The organism is Arthrobacter sp. 01N442, from assembly GCF_056399345.1.
In genome coordinates, this window is the sequence record NZ_JBFTRD010000002.1 from 664,994 (window position 1) to 683,794 (window position 18,801).

Sequence of the window (18,801 nt, forward strand, 5' to 3'; positions counted from 1 at the left end):
GGGTCAGATCCCGAGGGAGGCGAGGCTCTGCCGGAGGGTTTCGGCGGAGTGGTGGAGCGAGGCGAGTTCGCCCTCGTCCATGGGCGTCTCCAGCACCGCGCGCACGCCGCCGTTCCCCACAATGCTGGGCAGCGACAGGGCGACGCCGACGATCCCGTATTGGCCGTGCATCACCGTGGAGACCGGGAGTACCGCGTTTTCGGAGCGCAACAGCGCCTCGACGATCCTGGCGCCGGAGAGCCCGATCGCGTAATTCGTGGCGCCCTTGCCGGCGATCACCTTGTACGCCGCCTGGGTGACTTCGCGGGCGGTTTCGCTGAGGTACCCGGGCGTGAAGATGCGCTCGCCGTCGACCTTCCATTCCCGGATCGGTACGGGCCCGATGGTCGCGCCGGACCATATCGGGAATTCGGTGTCGCCGTGTTCGCCGACCATGCTGGCGTGCACACTGCTCACCGAAACGCCCGCTCGGTGCGCCAGCAGCCAGCGCAGCCGCGAGGTGTCCAGGACAGTGCCCGAGGAGAAAATCCGGGAGGCCGGCAGCCCGGTGATCTTTTGCGCGGCCACGGTCAGCACATCACAAGGGTTGGTGACCAGCACGTAGACCGCGTCGGGGGCGTGTTCGAGCAGTTGCGGCATGAGCTGCTCAAGGATGCGGACGTTCGTACCGGCCAAATCCAGGCGGGTCTGCCCGGGTGCCTGCTTGGCCCCGGCGGTGATGACGACGACGTCGGCGCCTTCGGTGACGCTGATGTCCGCGCCGCCGTGGACGGTTGCCGCCGCCGCGGTGAACTGGGTGCCGTGGGCCAGGTCCAGGACCTCGGCTTCGGCCTTCGCCGCGTTGACGTCGAAGAGCGCGACGTGGCTGGCCGAACCACGGATCAGGGCGGCGTAGGCCAGTGAAGTGCCGACGCTGCCGGCACCGATAACGGCCAGTTTGGACCCGGAATGCGCAGGCATGAGCTTTTCCATTTCCTGTGGGTCAGCTGCCGGGCGGCACGACGGTGCCCGCGGTTTCGCCGCCGTCGACGACGAATTCGGCACCCGTGACAAAGGAGGATTCCTCGCTGGCCAGATAGACGGCGAGTTGGGCGATCTCGGTGGGCTGGCCGATCCGGTGCAGCGGCACGTGGCCGGTATCGAAGGTCATGCCCTCGGTCATGGGGGTCTGGATGACGCCCGGGTGCACTGAGTTGACCCTGATCCCGTCCCGCCCGAGGTCGAGCGCGGCGGCCTTGGTCAGCCCGCGGACGCCGAACTTGGAGGCGGTGTAGCCGGCAAGGTTCTCGTAGCCGCGCAAGCCCGCGATGGAGGAGACGTTAATGATGGAGGAGGCGCCCGCCTTGGCCAGAGCCGGGGCGGCGGCCTTGATGCCGTTGAAGACACCGGTGAGGTTCACATCGATGATCCGGGACCACTGCTCGTGCGGATACTCGTCGATCCGGCCGAAGTTCACGATGCCCGCGTTGTTGACCAGGACGCTGAGGCCGCCGTATGCGGTCACCGCTTCGTTGACCGCGGCGTCCCAGCCGCTCGGGCTGGTCACGTCGAGGTGCACGTAGCGGACGCGGTCGCCGAGTTCCGCCACCAAGGCGGCGCCGTCGTCGTCCAAGACGTCGCCGACGACGGCCGCGGCCCCTTCGTCAAGGAAGCGCCGCGCGATCGCAGCGCCAATGCCGCGGGCGCCGCCGCTGATCAGGGCAACTTTGCCGTCCAACCGTCCCATGCTGGTGTCCCTTCCAAGGAGCAACCGTCAGCGCTGGCAGGCGCCGCGACGGGCTGTCCGTTCTCCGGTCAGCTATCCCAGCTTGGCCGTGGGGGAGGGGATTGGGCAGGGCCGTAGGGCCCAAGCGGTCGACGACGACGGACGGCTGGGAGCCGGCGTCGGGGGTCCCTAGAGGTGCTGGATGCCGGCCCGCTGCATGGCGTCTTTGTAGACCGCCACATTCTTGGCCAGCAGTTCTTCCTGCTTGGCCGGTGAGACGGCAAAGGCGCGGCCGCCGAGGGCGGTGGCCTTGTAGATCTTCACGCCGCGGTTCTTTAGTGAAGAGTGGTAGGTCTTTTCGAACAGCGTCAGGAAAGCGTGCGCGTCGGCACCGTGGGCGATAATCGCGGAGGTGCGCTTGTTGATCTTCATGAACTGCCGGAAGGGCCGCAGGCCGTCGGTCTTTTCCTGGACGTTCAGGGCGGAGGGGAGCTCCGGGTCGCGGACCCACGGGTAGGCGTTCCACGGCATCACGTAGCGCGGGTCGAGCTCGACGGCTTCGTAGATGGACGTGGCGCGGCGGGCGGCCTCATCCTCATTGAAATGCGAGACGAACCCTGATTCGCAGCCCTTGCCGGGCGCAATATGGAGGCTCACGATGCGGCATTCGTCTTCGTCATGGACGGGGTCGATGTAGGGGACAACGGATCCCGGCTTCTTCTCCATCAGTTCGTCGCAAAGTTGTGTCACGGCCGCGATGTTCGGTTCCTGCAGCAGAGTCTTCTTTTCGTCCCAGTCAATCGTCACGATTTCTCCCTCAGCACTCGGCGTCCAGAATCAGGCGTCTTGTTCCACTCTACGCTCCTGCGCCGAGGGGTGTTTCCGCGCGTCACGGAAGAGGCGAGCGACCCCTAGTCAGGGCTCCGGCACCGGGCGTACGCTTAAAGCGCCTGCAGGTAACCATCTGATTTGCTCGGGTCGTTCAGGACATTCAATTGTCCGGGCCAGCTCATAGCGAGATCGCGAAGGTACCTGCAGGCCTTGTGTTTAAGGGGGCCCGGCTCCCGGCCTCAGCACCTCAGCATCTTGACGGTGTGCCGGAGCTTGCGCCGCTGTCGGGGTTCCGAGAGGGAATACGCCGTTCCCGGCAACGGCGGTGCGGTGGAGCGGTAGACGTGGCCCGTCGGCGTCGTGAGGTGGAGGATGTGCCGGGCGCCGGATCTGGGTTGGGCGCTCCAGCCGGGGCTTCTTTCGTGTGGTTGCAGGCTTCGCAGAGTCCGGCGGCGTTGCTGAAGTTCGTGGTTCCGCCGTCGTGCCAGGGGACGACGTGGTCCAGGTGGCGGATCGGGGCGTCGCAGTACGGGGTGCGGCAGGTGTGGTCCCGGGCGTGGATGAAGCGCCGGTGTCCGGGCGGGAAGAACCGGGCGCGGGAGTCCAGCCCGACGAGCTCGCCGGTGCCGGGGGCGGTGTACAGGCGCCGGAGCCAGGTCGCGAAGGCGCGTTCGTCGCGCAGGGCGTGATTTCCGTCGTCGGCAGCGGCAGCGGCAGCGGCGCCGGCGTCCCTAAGCAGCTTCCGTGCCAACCCTGCCGGGACGACACCGTAGCCCGGCAGACGGGCGGGTTCGCTGTCGCCTTGGAACAGGGCGCGGTCGGTCATGACGAGTTGGATTTCGACGCCGCTGATCCCGCCTGCCTTTCCGGTGGTGCGTTCGACCAGCGCATCGGCCATCAGTTGGCCCCGGGAACGGGTGTCGCCTGCGGAGCGCAGGGCGTCGGCGTGCCGGGTCAGTGCCGCGTGCACGGCTACCCCCTCCGCGACGGGCAGCAAGGCGGTGAGGTAGCACATGGTGTCCGGCGCGGGGCGGAGGCTGACGTGGCGCTCGGTGGCGGCGTGGGCGGCGCGTTCGGTAATCGTGCGCGGGTCCCGCCGGTGGGCTGCCGCCCTCGCGGCGGAGGTGATGGCCCGGTCTCCGGCGCCGTCGAAGGTCCCGGTCTCGGCTGCGAGTTCCTCGTCCACGGAGGCCCGGTCCGCCGCGGACAGGCAGGCAGTTTCCCGTACCAGGAGGGTGGCGCGCCATTCATTCAGATGGCCGGTTTCCAGGGCCGCGAGGGTGTGCGGCATTTCGGTGACCAAGGCCCTGGCGAGGCCCAGGAGGCGGCTGCCCTTGGCCGGGGATTCCCGGCGGGCGAGGGCGATCTGGGCCGCGACCCCGGCCCCCAGCTGGTCGGCCGGTACGCCGGCGTCGCGCTGTTCATGGCGCTGCAATACGTCGAACGCGACCGTGATCCGGGCCTGCAAGGCGGCCGCGGCGGACTTGAGATCCTCGAGCTCGCGCAACCAGTCAATGGCCGCTGAACTGTCGGGGCGGCATTGTGGTGGCGAGGCCGCGGATCACTTCCCGGACCGCGCCACCAAGCGCTGCCTCCTGGACCACTTCGGGCCCTTGCTTGCCGTCCATGAACCCAGTCAATCAGGCACCTGTGACAATTAAGGCGGCCAGGAAAGCCGCCCTCTGTACGCCTTATGAACCCGCCCCCACCGCAAGGAAGCCATGCCGATCAACAAACAGACGCTGAAGCAGGACGGCTTCACCGGGTTCCGGCCGATGGCGGACCTGGACATCAACCGGATCCCGCAGAAGCCTGGAATCTTCGCGATCCTGCTTCCCGGAGGCCCCGGCCCCGGACGCCCCGGCCACGGCCCCACCCCCGGCCCCGGCAACACCCGGCCCCAGTTCCTCGCCAAAAGCACGGCCGGCGTCTTCAAGAAAAAGGACCCCAGCCTAAAGACGGAGGCACTGGACGCCGAATGGGTCGACGGTGCCGACATCCTCTACTTGGGCAAAGCTGGTCCGGGCAGCAAGGGCAATCGCGGCCTGCGCCGCCAGATCCAAGAGTTCGTGGACTTCGGCAAGGGCAAGCCTCCCGGTCACTGGGACGGCCGGCTGATCTGGCAGCTCGCGGGCGCTAACAAGCTGATCGTGGCGTGGAAGGAGCTCCCCGTGGAGCAGCTCGCCGCGGCCGAGGCCGCGCACCACGCTGCATTCGTCGCGGACTATGGCCGGCTGCCGTACGCCAACCTGGTCCAGGCACGGGTCAAAGGGACCAAATCCGGCTAAAGGCCGCCGCGGTACGTGAACCGCCCCGCCACCATGGTCGCGGCCACCGGCATCGCGGCAAACTCGACGTCGGAAACGGCGAGCGGATCGGCGTCGAGCACCACGACGTCGGCCGGGTCGCCCACGCTGATCCGGCGCCGTCCGCGCGAGGACGCCGCCAGAGCCTCCTGCCGGGTCAGGGCCTGCTCCGGGTGCCACGGGCCGCGGCCGTCCTGCCGCGCCCGGGTGGTGGCGGCGGACATTGCCGTCCAAGGCTCCAGCGGTGCCACCGGCGCGTCGGAGCCAAGCGCCAAGGCCGCGCCCGCATCCAGCAGGGAACGCAGCGGAAACGCCCGCTCCGTCCGGCCGGCCCAGTTGGAGTCGGCGGCGTCGCGGTCATCGAGTGCATGGGCGGGCTGCACGCTGGCGGTGAGGCCCAGCTTGCCGAACCGTGCGAAGTCCTGCTGCCGGACAAACTGGGCATGCTCAATCCGCCCCGGGATCCCCACAGCCGCGAAAGCGTTCAACGCCACCTCGTTGGCGCCGTCGCCGATGGCATGCACTGCCGGCACGAAGCCGGTTTGGCGGGCCCGCTCCAGCAGCTGCAGCAGCTCCGCCTCGCTGACCGTGAGCAGCCCGCGTCCGCCGTGCGGGTAAGGGTCCACGCAGTACGCCGTGCGCGTGTTCAGGGAGCCGTCGATCAGCACCTTCAGCGGCCCCACCCGCAGGAGGCCGCCGCCCTCAGGCACCAGCTGACCGGTCCGCATTCCCGCGCCGACTGCCCGTTCCAGATCTTGTGGATAGACCCCTGCCTCCACCCGCAGGGAATCGAACCCCGACGCGATGCGCCGCAGCCAGGTGTCCCGGTTCCACACCATCTCGAAGTCGACAATCCCCACGATGCCTCGCGCCGCGGCTGCCTTCCCGGCGTCGCTGACCATGGCATCGACGGCGTCGTCAGGCAGGCGCCCGAGCTCCCGGGTCAGTTCAAAAGCCGGGTCCTCGCGGAGCAGACCGTCCGCGCCCACTGCCACGCCGTAGCGCGCCGCCGCTGCGCTGTTCAGCCACACGCAGTGTAGATCGTGACTGATCAGCGCCGTGGGGACGCCGGACGTCGCGCTGTCCAGCAGTTCGAGACTGGGCGTATCCGCCCAAACGGCATCACGGAACCCGACGCCCACACGGGTCGGACCCGCGGCCGCGCCGCTGTCGGTCCGTTCCGCCGCGCCGGAGTGCCGAGCCTCCAGTTGGGAACGCACGACGGCGGCCGCTTCCCTCGCGGAGGCCGCGTCGGAAAGATCGATCCGGCCGGCCGCCAGGGCCCACTGGGTCATATGGACGTGTTCGTCCCACAGTCCCGGAATCAGGAAGCGCCCGTCGAGGTCCACCGCTTGGATGCCGGCCGCCGCGTCCGACAACGGGCCGGACGAGCCCGCCGGCACAATCTGCGAAACGATGCCGCCCGTAATGAATATGTCCCAGAGCGTCATTTCCTCCGGCTGCCGGACCGAGGTGAGGACAAGCCCGGCTGGAGCGGAGGGCGAGGTGTGTCGCGACATAGGAACAGGCTAGGGGCACAACGTGGCAGCAACAATTCCCGCCCCATCGGTCACTGCCGGCACACCGTTCCCAGCCCGCCGGACCGCGGCGGGGGCAAGGGACTTTCGCCCCCTTGCCCGCCGATGGGAGCGAGGCCATTCTGGAATTGGGGCGGTTCTTGCACGGCCATTGGGGGTTGAACCGCCGCAAAGTAGTTTCGGTCTCGCTATGACCCTGGGGTGAGGAAATGGCAATTGCACTTTCCAGCTTGGGCAGGAAAGGCAGGTGGCCATCGAACATGTCTATGCAGTATTCCATTGCAGCGGACGCACACATTGCGGCTCCGGCGGGGGCTGGGCGGCGCGGGAGCTCTGAGACCGTATGAGCCCGTTGCGTCATTTGAACCAGGCGAGCCGTAGCCGGTCGTTCCACGCGCACCCTTCCCACGGCGATCCGCGGCTCAAGGTGGTCATCCGGATCGATCCCGCGGAGGAGTCCGCACGCGTCGAGGTACGCGGCGTCGTCACCACCGCCAATATCCGCGCTCTCTATGTGGTGTGCCGCCGGGTCACATCCAAGCTCGGAGGCTACGAGATCGTCGTGGATCTGGCCCACGCCCGGGTCACCGCGGCAGCTTTCGAGGAGCTCCGCGAACACGCCCGCCAGTCAATCGTCTCCTCCGGCATCGACTCTTCCGTCACCCCGTGCCGCCTGCGGATCGTCGATCCGCACGTCATCCTCAGAAGCAAGGAGCTCGCATGAAAGCCCTCGTGTACGGCGGCCCCGGGGAGAAATCCTGGACGGACGTCCCGGACCCGAAGATCCAAAATCCCGGCGACGTGATCGTCAAGGTGGACACCACCACCATCTGCGGCACGGACCTTCATATCCTCAAGGGCGACGTCCCCGCCGTAACCAAGGGCCGGATCCTCGGCCATGAAGGCGTGGGGACCATCACCGAGACCGGGTCCTCCGTGACCGGCCTCAAGGTGGGGGACCGTGTCATCATCTCCTGCATCAAGTCCTGCGGACACTGCGCCAACTGCCGGACCGGCCTCTACTCGCACTGCATGGGCGAGGAAGGGCAGTCCGGGATCGGCTGGGTGTTCGGCCACCTGATCGACGGCACCCAGGCTGAATACGTCCGCGTCCCCTACGCCGAAAACTCGCTCCACCTGCTGCCTGAGGGCGTGAGCGACGAGCAGGCCGTGATGCTCTCCGACATCCTGCCTACCGGCTTTGAGATCGGGGTGCAGTACGGCAGGGTCAAGCCCGGAGACACCGTTGCCGTGGTTGGCGCCGGCCCGGTGGGCCTCGCAGCGATTGCCACGGCGGGACTCTACGGCGCCGCCACCATCATCGCCATCGACCTGGACGCGAACCGGCTGGAAAAATCACGTGAGTTCGGCGCCACCGACGTCGTGCTTTCCGGCGACGCCGACTGGAGGGACCAGGTCATGGCGCTCACCGACGGGCAGGGCGTGGACGTGGCGATCGAAGCTGTCGGTATCCCGGCCACCTTCAGCATGTGCACGGACATCGTCCGTCCCGGCGGCAACGTGGCCAACGTCGGGGTGCACGGCAAGCCCGTGGAACTGCACGTGGAGGACCTCTGGATCCAGAACATCAACATCAGCATGGGCCTGGTCAACGCCAACACCACCCCGATGTTGCTCAAGCTGGTGGCCCAGGACAAGGTGGCGGCGGACAAGTTCGCCACCCACCACTTCACCTTCGACCAGTTCATGGACGCCTATGACACCTTTTCCCGCGCAGCGGAAACGAAAGCCCTGAAGGTGGTGATCACCGCATGAAGGCACATGTCGTCTACGATTCGGCGTTTGGAAACACCAAATCCGTGGCGGAAGCCGTCGCCGGCTCACTCGGCGACCTCCACGCCACGCCGGTCGCCGTCAGCGAGTTCCACCCCGACGACCTGGCGGCAGGAGACCTGCTGGTTGTTGGCAGTCCCATCAACGGCTGGCGTCCGACGCCGAAGATCACCGAACTGCTCTCGACGCTCGGGGACGGCCATCTCAACGGGGTCAAAGCGGCGGCTTTCGACACCCGGGTCCGGATGTTCGTCCACGGGGACGCGGCGAAAAAGATGGCACATGCGCTCCGGGACAACGGCGCCGACATCATTTCCGAGCCCATGCCGTTCTACGTCCAGGGCAGCGAAGGGCCATTGCGTCCCGGCGAAATCGAGAAGGCCGCACGGTGGGGCAAGTCGTTGCTGGAGGCGTTGGACAGGCCATGAAACCGGGCCGGATCGTCATGCTGGTGCTCGGCACGCTTGCTGCGTTGCTGGGGCTGGGACTCCTCGTCGGGGCCGGGTTCACCGGCTGGGCCAATTACCAGCAGCGCGACGGCGGATATTTCACCACGCCATCTGAGCGCTACACGGTGGACTCTTACGCCCTGACGTCGCCGCGGCTGGAGGTCATGACGGATGCCGGACCTGCCGGGATGGACCCGGCCGCGATGGCCGGCAGCGTGATGCTTCGTGGCTCCGCCGCCGACTCCGCGCAGCAGATCTTCATCGGCATCGCACCGCAGGCAGACGTGGCCGCCTACCTGAGCGGCGTTAAGCACTCCGAACTGACCGAGGTCCGTTTCTCGCCTTTCCGGGCCGAGTACCGGGACGTGTCCGGGACCAAGCCCCCGGCCCGGCCGGCGGACCAGAAGTTCTGGACGGCGTCCGCAACCGGGGCCGGCAGCCAGGAACTCAAATGGAACCTGCGCTCCGGGAACTGGGCCGTGGTGATCATGAACGCCGATGCGAGCAGCCCCGTTTCCGTCGACCTCCGCGGCGGCGCCCGCTCGGACCTCCTCTGGCCGATCTTCCTGGGCCTCCTGATCGGCGGCATTGTGCTGCTGGCGGTGGGCGTCCCGCTGATCGTGGCCGGGGCTGCCGGGCTGGGCCGCGGCAGGCCGCCGGAGGGCCCGGGCCAGCAGCCGTACCCGGGAACCCCCGGCGCCGGCGCTCCGCACGCCCCGGGTCCGTATGCACCGGCTCCCTACTCCGGAGCCCCACCCGCCGGGGCTCCCTATTCGGCCGGACCGATGCCGGCCGGGACGCCTCCCGGCGGTTATGTCTATCCGGCGCGGCTCAGCGGCTACCTGGACCCGCAGCTCTCGCGCTGGCTCTGGCTGGTCAAGTGGTTCCTGGCCATTCCGCACTTCATCGTGCTGTTCTTCCTCTGGTTCGCCTTCGTCGTCACCACCATCGTGGCCGGCTTTGCGATCCTTTTCACCGGCCGATATCCGCGCTCGCTGTTCAATTTCAATGTGGGCGTGATCCGCTGGAGCTGGCGGGTGGCGTTCTACTCCTATGCAGCGATCGGCACCGACAAGTACCCGCCATTCACGCTTGCCCGTACCGGCTATCCGGCGGATTTCGACGTCGACTACCCGGAGAAGCTCTCGCACGGGCTGGTGCTGGTGAAGTCCTGGCTGCTGGCCATTCCGCATCTGCTCATCGTCGCCGTCCTCACGGGGACGACGCGCAGCTGGGGCGGCCGCGATGGTTACTGGGTGGACGGCCGCTGGGTCCAGGAGAACAACGGCATCTCGCTGATCGGGCTGCTGGTGCTGATCGCGGGCGTCATCCTGTTGTTCACCGGCCAGTACTGGCGCGGCCTGTTCGATCTGCTGATGGGGCTGAACCGCTGGATCTACCGGGTCATCACTTACGTGGCCCTCATGCGCGACGAATACCCGCCGTTCCATCTCGACATGGGACCCACCGATCCGGGCGACCTCCAGCCGCTTACGGCAGTTGTCCCTCCGCAGCCCACCGCCTACGGGCAACCCGGGCCGGCTGCGGGCGAGCCAGGTCCGGCCTCCCCGCCCACCCGGCAGGCCACGCCGCCCGGTTTCTACGGGATCGGCGGCCCCTCGGCGTCGGTGCCGCCGGAGGTCCATGAGGGCAGAGGCGGCCCGGAAGGCCCTCCGCCGCCTGGCCCGCAACCCGGCCCCGAGCCGGGACCGCACCCGGGCCCCGCGGCTCCTCCGCGTCACTGATCGTATTTGGACACGAATCTTTGCCCCTTGCCACCTGCCCTCGGCGAGAACATAGTTGAGGGAATTCACCACTCCGCGGCGGGAGGCAGGGAACGATGCTGACTATGCAAGAGCCGACTGGCGGCCTGCTCGAGGGCAAGACGGCACTGATCTACGGCGCCGGGGGTGCGATCGGCGGAGCGGTATCGCGGGCTTTCGCGGCCGAGGGCGCCACCGTCTTCCTGGCCGGCCGCACGGAATCCCGGCTGGAAAAGGTGGCCCGGGATATTAGGGAGGAAGGCGGGACGGCGGAAACCGCCGTCGTCGATGCCCTGGACGAGGAGCAGGTGCAGGCCTTCGTGGATGCCGCCGCGAAGAAGACCAGGCGGATCGACATCTCCTTCAACGTCATTTCGTTCGGCGACATCCAGCAGCCCCTGATGGAAATCGACGTCGACGACTTCAGCCAGCCGATCACCCTGGCCACGCGCACCCACTTCCTGACCACCCGGGCGGCGGCGGGCTACATGATCAAGCAGAAGTCCGGCGTCGTGCTCATGTTCGGCGGCTCCGGGCCGCAGACCGTCTCCGGGCTCGGTGGATTCAAGGTGGCCCTGGACGCGATGGAGGGCCTGCGGCGGCAGTGGGCGCTTGAGCTGGGCAAGTCCGGCGTGCGCGTGGTCACCCTGGTGACCGGAGGCATCATCGAGACCATTCCCTGGCAGGTGGAAGGGCGCGAGGAGATCGTGGTGGAGATCGCCAGGGCTGCGCACCTGAACCGCACCGCCACCCTGCCGGACGTCGGCAACGTGGCGAGCTTCATTGCCTCGGACAAGGCCGGCGCCATCACCGATGCCACCATCAACATTTCCAGCGGCGCGATCGTGGACTACTAGGACACCGCGGACTGCCGGGGAGGGCTATTCCACCGTGACTTTGACCCGCTGCACCACGTTGTTGCCCATGCCCTGGTAGTTCCAGACCGGCTCGAGCGGCTGGGTGGCACCGCTGGAGTCCGTGGCGCGGCAGCAGAGCTCGTGCTGTCCGGGGTCCGCCACCCACGGCATCGACCAGACGGACCACGCGAACGGCGCCGCGGGATGTTCCAGGTGGGCGGGGGCCCATTTGCCGTCGATCCCCACCTCCACGCGCTGGACGGCGCCGTGGCCGGACCACGCCCGTCCGGTCAACATCACCGGGCCCGCGGGAAGGAACCGCTGCCGGGTGAAGAAATCCGGAATGCCCGGCGGAACCATCAGCGAACGGACCTTGATCCAGGTGACCGGGGTGCCGGCGTCGTCCGCGTCCTGCTGGTAGCGGTAGGCGACGGACTGCTGGAACCCGTCGAAGGGTTTGGTCAGCACTTGGATCGAGGACAGCCACTTCACGCTCGCCATGCCGTACCAGCCCGGGACGACGAGCCGCAGGGGGTATCCGTGCTGCGGCGGCAGCTCGGCGCCGTTCATCCGGTAGGCCAGAACGACGTCGGGCCGGAGCGCTTCGCCGATCGGCAGGCTGCGCGCATACTGCTGGCGCACGCCGCCCTGGATCCCGGCGTCGGCCCCGGTGAAGGCAACCTCGACGGCGTCGTCCTCCACGCCGGCCTGGGTCAGCAGATAGGCCAGCGGCACCCCGGTCCAGACAGCGGTGCCTACGCCCTCCAGCATCCAGGGCTGGCTCAAGGGCCGCGGCTTGAGCAGGGACCGGCCGTTGCCGGCGCATTCCAGCGTGACCGGGACACTGATGCTCGGTGCGCGGCGGAGGGCACGGAGGTTCAGTTCGAGTGACCGCTGCACCGCGCCGCCGATCCGCAGATGCCAGCGCTCCTCGTCGATGGCCGGGATGTCGAAGTGGTCCAGCAGGTAGTGCAGCCCGGGCGGCGTCACGTCCTCCCGGAGCGCCTCGAGCGGCATCGAGTGGTTCCGCACGGCGAGTTGCAGCTCCTCGGCGGTGAGCGGTCCATGACTGGGCTCACCGGGATGCGCTGCCGGCCTCTGCGCCTGCCGGCGCCGTGCCATGACGGGAGAGGTGTGCTTGGAGAGTTGTTTGGGCATGGGACTGCGATTCTGTGCGGTTTTCGCCTGCCGTTCAGGTCTACGCCGCCGCCCGGAAAGCGTCAATACCGGGCCGAGCCCGGCCGCCGCCTAGAGGGAGTGCGCTTCGGCCAGGAAGTCCACCAGTCCCAGCGGTTCGCGCCCGGTCAGCTCATGCACGGCCGACGTCGGCCCCGCGAGCTCACCGGCGGCGATGGCGGTGTAGGTGCTGACCCAGGCGTCCACCTGCCAGGGCGGCGCACCGTAGTGTTCCCGGGAGGCGTAAGCCTCCTCGAGGGTCTCGTCATGGTAGCTGACGGTGCGCCCGGTGCCGGCGGTCAGCAGAACCGCGGCCGCGGCCAGCGAAAGGTCCGCCGGGCCGGTCAGGTCGTAGCTCCGTCCCACGTGCAGGGCAGGGTCGCGCAGCACCGCCAGCGCAGAGCGGGCAATGTCCGCCCGGGCCACGGCTGCCATGACACCGTTGCCGGCGGGGCCGCGGATCACGCCGTCCTCGCCGGCCAGCAACGGCAGGAAGTCCAGGTAGAAGTTGTCCCGCAGGATCGTGTAGTCCATTCCGGAAGCCTTGATCCGCTCCTCGGTGGCGTAATGGTCCCGTCCCAGGGTGAAGGTGCAGTCAGGGGCCGCGCCGAAGAACGAGGTGTACACGATGTGCTGCACGCCGGCCTCCGCCGCCGCATCGACGAAGGTGTAATGCTGCTGAAGCCGGTCCTCGGCCTCCGCGGCGGAGACCATGAAGAGCGTCTTCACCCCGGCGAGTGCTTCGCGCGCCTGAGCGGCGTCCGCATAGCTGGCGACGGCGGGAACGGCGCCGTCGAGTTCCGGCGCCCGGCGGATGTCGCGCACGAGCAGCCGCTGGGCGCTCCCGGCACCGGCCAGCAGCCGGGCCACCTGGCCGCCGAGCTGGCCGGTGGAACCGGTGACGGCGAGCTCCGGCAGGTCCCGCACCGGCTAGGCCTCGCGGGAGGCCGGCGACTTGGTCTGCGCCGGGTCCCGTTCGGCGAGGGATCCAATGGCGTCGTCGATCTTGTCCATGAGGGCCGGATCCAGTTTCACGCCGGCGGCGGCCACGTTTCCGGCGATCTGCTCCGGCCGGGACGCGCCCATAATGGCGGAGGCAACGTTCTTGTTCTGCAGCACCCACGCGATGCTCAGCTGGGCCATGGTCAGTCCGGCCTCCTCCGCGATCGGCTTGAGTCGCTGCACACCGGTCAGGACCTCGTCGGACATCCAGCGCTCGATCATCCGGGCGCCGCCCTTGGCATCCGTGGCGCGGCTGCCCTCGGGCGCGGGTTTGCCGGGGTGGTACTTGCCGCTGAGCACGCCCTGGGCCATCGGGGACCAGACAATCTGGGACAGCCCCAGTTCCTCCGACGTCGGGACCACCTCCGCCTCGATGACCCGCCACAGCATCGAGTACTGCGGCTGGTTGGAGATCAGCTGGAAGCCGAGGTCCTTGGCGAGGGCGTGGCCGTCGCGGATCTGGTTGGCCGTCCATTCGCTGACGCCGATGTACAGCGCCTTGCCCTGCCGCACAATGTCCGCGAAGGCCTGCATGGTCTCTTCCAGCGGCGTCTCGTAGTCATAGCGGTGGGCCTGGTAGAGGTCCACGTAATCCGTCTGCAGCCGTGACAGGGAGCCGTTGATGGATTCCATGATGTGCTTGCGGGACAGTCCAAGATCGTTGTGGCCCTTGGGGCCGGTGGGGCCGAAGACCTTGGTGAAGATCTCCAGGGACTCGCGCCGCTCGTCTTTGAGCGCCTCACCCAGGACCGTCTCGGCCGCGGTGTTCGCATAGACGTCCGCCGTGTCAAAGGTGCTGATGCCCGCGTCGAGCGCTGCCCGCACGCACTGGGTGGCGACGTCGTTCTCCACTTGCGAGCCGTGGGTGAGCCAGTTGCCGAAGGTGATTTCCGAAATCTTGAAGCCGCTGTGCCCGAGGTATCTGAATTCCATGGGTTCCAACGTAGCCCAGATGGTTGTCCGGGGTAAGGGCTCAGCTGGCCTTGCGTTCGGTATTCTGCCGCTGGCCCTGCTGCGCGGGCTGGTGTTTGAGCATGGCCAGCGAACCGGTGTCCAGCACCGGGCTGGCGGCCGGAACCGCGGGCTTCGTGGACGCCCGCGGAGTTCCGGGTGCGGCGCCATTCCGGTCCGTGGCGGACTCGACCAGGGGCCCAACTTCCTTGAGGTCGCGGACCGGGGCTTTCGGGCTGGGCAGCTCGCGGACCGCCACGGTCACCTGCGGCGCCGCCTCGGCCTCGGCCCGGGCCTTGGCGCGGGCATCGGCACGTTCGACGGCGGCGGCCCACTCCGGGGAAAGCTGGGGCTCCTTGCGGGCCGGTTTGGCGGGCTTCGCCGGTCGCGCTGCCTTGGCTGTTCCGGGATCCTCGGCGGCACGCTCGACTGCGGCCGTCTGGCCGCCGGATCCACGCGGGGACGTCAGGCCGCGGCCCACGGCCATGCCGGCAATGGCGAGCAGCCGGCCGAGGCCTGCAAGCAACAGGACGATCACGAGGGCCAGGAAGACGCCGAAGAACATGACCAGGCCAATCCCAAGGGTGCCGAAGAAAGTCAGGTTCATGGCGATCGTTGTCGGGTCTTCCACTTCGCCTCTCCAATCCAGCCTGCAGTGAGGTCCGTGCCGCAATCGTTCCGCCGGGCGACAGCCCTTCTTAACCATACGGACTATTTCGAACTGACACGCAGGGAAAGGCCTTGCGGGGCAGTATGTGTCCAAGCTGATACCTTCGGTGGCCCGACGGCGGGACCCCGCCGTCGGGATCTCGGGCCGGGCGGGCGGCTATAGTCGGAAGCAGCCCACGCCGGACCCGCCCGGCCAGCCGGAAGGATCCCCTTGACGCACGCCCAGGCCAGTTCCGAGCACGGCGAGGCCCTGTATCAGGGCAACTGTCCGTGCCTGTCGGGCGAGCAGTATGGCGACTGCTGCGGCCGGTTCCACCGCGGTGACGCGGAGGCGCCGACGGCGGAACAACTGATGCGCTCCCGCTACAGCGCCTTTGTGGTGCTGGACGCCGCGTACCTGTTGCGGACGTGGCATCCGGACACCCGGCCGACCCGGCTCGACCTCGACCCGGCCGTGCAGTGGCGGCGCCTGGATATTGTGTCGACCGGCAGGGGAGGCCCGCTGGACACCGAAGGCACAGTCGAATTCAAGGCGTACTACCGGCACGACGGCGAACGCGGGATCCAGCACGAAACAAGCCGTTTCCTGCGCGAGGGCCGGCGCTGGTACTACCTCGGCGCGCTCACCCTCGCCTAGCGCTCCTCGACGGTTTCCACCGGGGTGAAGCCTGCGCGGTCCACCTTGCGGTGGAAGCGCATCCCGGCCAGGCCGCCCAGCATCGCGCCGATCAGGGCCACCACGGCAACGACGACCGCGGCGATCATGCTCGTGGCGGTCAGGTCGCCCTCGTTGACGGGGATGCGCGGGAAGCTGTTCAGGCTCGCCAGGACATTGAACTTCTGACCGGCCGTCATGGCAAGGACGGCAACGACGATGGCCGCGATCAGTGCCCAGATCCACACCATCAGGCCCTGGCGGGCGCCGTTGAACCGGGCCATCCGCCCTGCCACGTAGCCGCCGCAGTAGTAGGAGACGAAGAGAATGACGAGCAGTGCGATGATGCCTGCGATGCCCACGCTCTGGTTCTGCGAGGCCTGGTTGACCGCCTCGTTGACGTTGGTGTTGGTGGCCAGGCCGACGGCGGTGCCGGCGGCGGCGACCAAGGCGGTGAGCAGCACTGCCATGCCGGTGGCGGCCAGCCAGCCGAAGAACGCGGAGCCGATTTTGACGCCGCCGAACTGTTCCTTCTCGCGGGCCACCACGGTCTCGCGAGTGGGCACCTCCTCGACGACGGTGTGGTTCTCGCCGTCGTAGCGGTCGTCGCGGGACCCGTGGATCCCCCGGTTGTCCCGGCCGGCAGCACCTGCGGCAGTACCCGCGGCGGCGGCTCCGGCAACGGGAGCGGCGGGGAAGGCGCGGGTGTCGTTGGCGCGCTCGTCCCGTACCTCGGAACGGTGCTCGGCGCGGCGCTCTGCCGGCTCGTCAACGCTGAGGGGCCGCTCCGCGGTTACGCCGTCCTGGCGGGCGTCGTGGATCCGCGGGTCCTGGTTCCGGCTGACTTCTTCCTCGCGTGCGGTGCGGGGCGTGCGCTCTTCGGGTCCAGTGGGGGTGGTCATGATGGCTGCTCGCTTTCATTGATTGACCCGGACTCATGATTTGAGCCGGGCACGGCAATGCTTCGACCGTCATCAGGTCTTGGCACCACCTAACCACGGCAGCTCAGCCAATAGCAAGGATGCTTACTATTTTTCCGAAGCGTGCCCTCCCCGGCATCGCCCCACGTCAGCGGTACTTTCGGTGCAGGTTCTCGGTTACGGAGGCGCGCGGGCTGGCATCCGCAATCCAAGGGCCGGTCCCCTCCGACTGGTCCAGCACGCCGGCCTCCAGCCACTCGAAATCCCCGGCAAGGACCTTGCGCGTCAGGGCACGGTCGCCGTCGTCGGTGTTCCGCCAGAGCTGGTCGAAATACTCCTCGACCCGGACGCGCGCCTGCTCGCAGTAGGCGTCGGCGAGCTCGTAGGCCGAGGCGCCGCGCTCCGGCGAGGTCCGCAGCAGCATCTCCGCCCGCGAGCAGCAGGCTGCCATCGCGAATAGCTCGGCTCCGATGTCCACGATCCGGCCCAGGAACGCCTGCTTGTGCTCCAGCTTCGCCTGCCAGCGGCCCATCCCGTAGAAGGTCTGCCGCGCCAGCCGCCGCGACGCCCGCTCCACGAAGCGCAGCTGCCTTGCGAGTATTCCGAAGTCGCCGTAGGAACGCGGATCCATGCCGGTGCCCGCCACCAGCTTCGGCAGCCAGCGGGCGTAGAAACCGGAGGCGCCGACGGCGGCCTTCGCCTTTTCCGGGAAGCTGGCGTCCTCGGAGGCCAGCGCGCCAGCGGCGGCCAAGTGCGCGTCCACCGCCTCGCGCGCGATCAGGAGCCGCATGATTTCCGAGGAGCCCTCGAAGATTCGGTTGATCCGCAGGTCCCGCAGCTGCTGTTCGGCCGGGACGGCGCGCTCTCCGCGGGCCTCAAGCGAGTCGGCCGTTTCGAAGCCCCGTCCGCCGCGGATCTGCACCAGCTCGTCGGCGATCCGGCAGCTGATCTCGGTGGACCACAGCTTGGCGAGGGCGGCCTCGATCCGCACGTCCTTCTGCCCGGCGTCGGCCAGCTCCGCGGACAGCTCGAACACCGCGTCCAGTGCGAAGGCACTCGCGGCGATGAAGGCGATCTTCTTGCCCACAGCCTCATGCTGGCCCACCGGGCGGCCCCACTGGGTGCGGGCGTTGGACCACTCCCTGGCGATCTTCAGGCTCCAGCGGCCGGAGGCTACGCAGAGCGCGGGAATGGAGAGGCGCCCGGTGTTGAGCGTGGTGAGCGCGATCTTCAGGCCCTGCCCCTCGCGGCCCAGCCGGTTGGCAGCCGGAACCCGGACCTGGTGGAAGCGGGTGACGCCGTTCTCGATGCCGCGCAGGCCCATGAACGCGTTGCGGTTCTCGACCGTGATGCCGGGGGAGTCCATCTCCACGACGAAGGCGCTGATGCCGCCCTTGTGCGCGGTGCCGTCCGGGTCGGTGTGCGCGGGGACGAGAGCCATCACCACGACGAGCTCGGCGATCACGCCGTTGGTGGTCCAGAGCTTCACGCCGTCCAGCATGTAGGACTGGCCGTCCTCGGAGGGGGCCGCGGTGCTGCCCATCCGTGCCGGGTCGCTGCCGACGTCGGACTCCGTGAGCAGGAAGGCAGTGATCGCGCCGGCGGCGCAGCGCGGCAGGTACTCGCGCTTCTGCTCGGGCGTGCCGAATACCTTGACGGGCTCCGGAACGCCGATCGACTGGTGCGCGGACAGGAGGGCGCCGAGGCTGGGATGGACCGACCCGAGCAGGGCCAGCGCCCGGCCGTAGTACACGAGCGAAAGGCCCAGGCCGCCGTACTCGCGGGGGATCTTCATGCCAAAGGCGCCCAGGGCCGCCAGACCGGAGAGGTATTCGTCGGGGATCCGGGCCTCGCGCTCGATGGTGCGCCCGGACATCGTCCGGCAGTACGCGGTGAGCCGCTCCATGAACGCGTCGCCCCGTTCGACGTCGTCCGCCGGTGCCTGCGGCCAGGGGTGGATGAGGCTGAGGTCGAAGCTGCCGAGGTAGAGGCCCTTGGCGAAGCTGGGCCGGTCCCAGTTGGTTTCCCGGGCAGCTTCGGCGACGGCCCGGGCATCGGCTGCGGTGGCCTGGGGGCCGATTTTCCGGGCGGCTACCGGCACCTCGGTGGCGGGGCTATCGGTGGCCGGATCTTCGGTGGCTGGGTTGTCGACGGCGGAGCTCATTGGGCATCTCCTCTAACCGGG

Annotated in this window: 17 protein-coding genes and 1 pseudogene; 7 read left to right on the plus strand and 11 right to left on the minus strand. The window is 68.5% G+C overall.

Annotated elements, in window-relative coordinates:
- Positions 1-3: 3 nt before the first annotated feature.
- The 4 genes and pseudogenes from AC1DNC_RS05545 to AC1DNC_RS05560 all read right to left on the minus strand — a co-directional run bounded on the left by AC1DNC_RS05545 (position 4) and on the right by AC1DNC_RS05560 (position 4,052).
- Positions 4-960: an L-lactate dehydrogenase gene (locus AC1DNC_RS05545; protein WP_476861544.1), complete on the minus strand. Its 957-nt coding sequence runs from the start codon at positions 958-960 to the stop codon at positions 4-6.
- A gap of 22 nt (positions 961-982) precedes the next feature.
- Positions 983-1,726 carry a glucose 1-dehydrogenase gene (locus AC1DNC_RS05550; protein WP_476861545.1) on the minus strand — a complete coding sequence of 248 codons (744 nt, stop codon included), beginning with the start codon at positions 1,724-1,726 and terminating at the stop codon, positions 983-985.
- A gap of 168 nt (positions 1,727-1,894) precedes the next feature.
- A complete protein-coding gene (locus AC1DNC_RS05555) occupies positions 1,895-2,512 on the minus strand; it encodes a uracil-DNA glycosylase family protein (RefSeq protein ID WP_175323539.1) in 618 nt (205 codons plus the stop codon).
- Positions 2,513-2,775: 263 nt separating this feature from the next.
- Positions 2,776-4,052, minus strand: a pseudogene (locus AC1DNC_RS05560) (HNH endonuclease).
- Positions 4,053-4,257: 205 nt separating this feature from the next.
- Here AC1DNC_RS05560 and AC1DNC_RS05565 point away from each other — a divergent pair.
- Complete coding sequence (locus AC1DNC_RS05565) at positions 4,258-4,824, plus strand: hypothetical protein (RefSeq protein WP_476861546.1); 567 nt, start codon at positions 4,258-4,260, stop codon at positions 4,822-4,824.
- On the opposite strand, the gene AC1DNC_RS05570 is transcribed toward AC1DNC_RS05565, so the two are convergent.
- Positions 4,821-6,362 carry an amidohydrolase gene (locus AC1DNC_RS05570; RefSeq protein ID WP_476861547.1) on the minus strand — a complete coding sequence of 514 codons (1,542 nt, stop codon included), beginning with the start codon at positions 6,360-6,362 and terminating at the stop codon, positions 4,821-4,823. The two genes, AC1DNC_RS05565 and AC1DNC_RS05570, sit on opposite strands and share 4 nt — an antisense overlap.
- A 361-nt stretch (positions 6,363-6,723) precedes the next feature.
- Between AC1DNC_RS05570 and AC1DNC_RS05575 the strand changes: the two genes are divergently transcribed.
- The 5 genes from AC1DNC_RS05575 (at position 6,724) to AC1DNC_RS05595 (ending at position 11,243) form a co-directional block, all read left to right on the plus strand.
- Positions 6,724-7,104 carry a hypothetical protein gene (locus AC1DNC_RS05575; protein WP_476861548.1) on the plus strand — a complete coding sequence of 127 codons (381 nt, stop codon included), beginning with the start codon at positions 6,724-6,726 and terminating at the stop codon, positions 7,102-7,104.
- The gene (locus AC1DNC_RS05580; RefSeq protein WP_476861549.1) at positions 7,101-8,156 is read left to right on the plus strand and encodes a zinc-dependent alcohol dehydrogenase family protein; all 1,056 of its coding nucleotides are present in this window, start codon (positions 7,101-7,103) and stop codon (positions 8,154-8,156) included. Before AC1DNC_RS05575 ends, AC1DNC_RS05580 begins: the two co-directional genes overlap by 4 nt.
- Entirely contained in the window at positions 8,153-8,602 is a 450-nt protein-coding gene (locus tag AC1DNC_RS05585; RefSeq protein WP_476861550.1) for a flavodoxin family protein, read from the plus strand. Before AC1DNC_RS05580 ends, AC1DNC_RS05585 begins: the two co-directional genes overlap by 4 nt.
- Positions 8,599-10,368, plus strand: coding sequence for a DUF4389 domain-containing protein (locus AC1DNC_RS05590; RefSeq protein ID WP_476861551.1), 1,770 nt, complete (start codon positions 8,599-8,601; stop codon positions 10,366-10,368). The genes AC1DNC_RS05585 and AC1DNC_RS05590 overlap by 4 nt, the downstream gene beginning before the upstream one ends.
- 104 nt (positions 10,369-10,472) lie before the next feature.
- Complete coding sequence (locus tag AC1DNC_RS05595) at positions 10,473-11,243, plus strand: SDR family NAD(P)-dependent oxidoreductase (RefSeq protein ID WP_476861552.1); 771 nt, start codon at positions 10,473-10,475, stop codon at positions 11,241-11,243.
- 24 nt (positions 11,244-11,267) lie between these two features.
- Here the strand turns inward: AC1DNC_RS05595 and AC1DNC_RS05600 are convergent, their stop codons facing one another.
- The 4 genes from AC1DNC_RS05600 to AC1DNC_RS05615 all read right to left on the minus strand — a co-directional run bounded on the left by AC1DNC_RS05600 (position 11,268) and on the right by AC1DNC_RS05615 (position 15,003).
- Positions 11,268-12,401, minus strand: a complete 1,134-nt coding sequence (locus AC1DNC_RS05600; protein ID WP_476861553.1) for a sulfite oxidase — start codon at positions 12,399-12,401, stop codon at positions 11,268-11,270.
- Positions 12,402-12,491: 90 nt separating this feature from the next.
- Positions 12,492-13,346 (minus strand): SDR family oxidoreductase, encoded by an 855-nt coding sequence (locus AC1DNC_RS05605; RefSeq protein ID WP_476861554.1) that lies wholly within the window; start codon positions 13,344-13,346, stop codon positions 12,492-12,494.
- Positions 13,347-13,349: 3 nt separating this feature from the next.
- Complete coding sequence (locus AC1DNC_RS05610) at positions 13,350-14,354, minus strand: aldo/keto reductase family protein (RefSeq protein WP_476861555.1); 1,005 nt, start codon at positions 14,352-14,354, stop codon at positions 13,350-13,352.
- A gap of 40 nt (positions 14,355-14,394) precedes the next feature.
- Positions 14,395-15,003, minus strand: coding sequence for a hypothetical protein (locus tag AC1DNC_RS05615; RefSeq protein ID WP_476861556.1), 609 nt, complete (start codon positions 15,001-15,003; stop codon positions 14,395-14,397).
- 249 nt (positions 15,004-15,252) lie between these two features.
- Here AC1DNC_RS05615 and AC1DNC_RS05620 point away from each other — a divergent pair, with 249 nt between their 5' ends.
- Positions 15,253-15,678, plus strand: a complete 426-nt coding sequence (locus AC1DNC_RS05620) for a YchJ family protein (protein WP_476861557.1) — start codon at positions 15,253-15,255, stop codon at positions 15,676-15,678.
- Here AC1DNC_RS05620 and AC1DNC_RS05625 read toward each other — a convergent pair.
- Both AC1DNC_RS05625 and AC1DNC_RS05630 read right to left on the minus strand, forming a co-directional pair.
- Positions 15,675-16,598 (minus strand): YrzE family protein, encoded by a 924-nt coding sequence (locus AC1DNC_RS05625; protein WP_476861558.1) that lies wholly within the window; start codon positions 16,596-16,598, stop codon positions 15,675-15,677. The two genes, AC1DNC_RS05620 and AC1DNC_RS05625, sit on opposite strands and share 4 nt — an antisense overlap.
- A 166-nt stretch (positions 16,599-16,764) precedes the next feature.
- Positions 16,765-18,780 carry an acyl-CoA dehydrogenase family protein gene (locus tag AC1DNC_RS05630; protein ID WP_476861559.1) on the minus strand — a complete coding sequence of 672 codons (2,016 nt, stop codon included), beginning with the start codon at positions 18,778-18,780 and terminating at the stop codon, positions 16,765-16,767.
- Between the last annotated feature and the right edge of the window lie 21 nt (positions 18,781-18,801).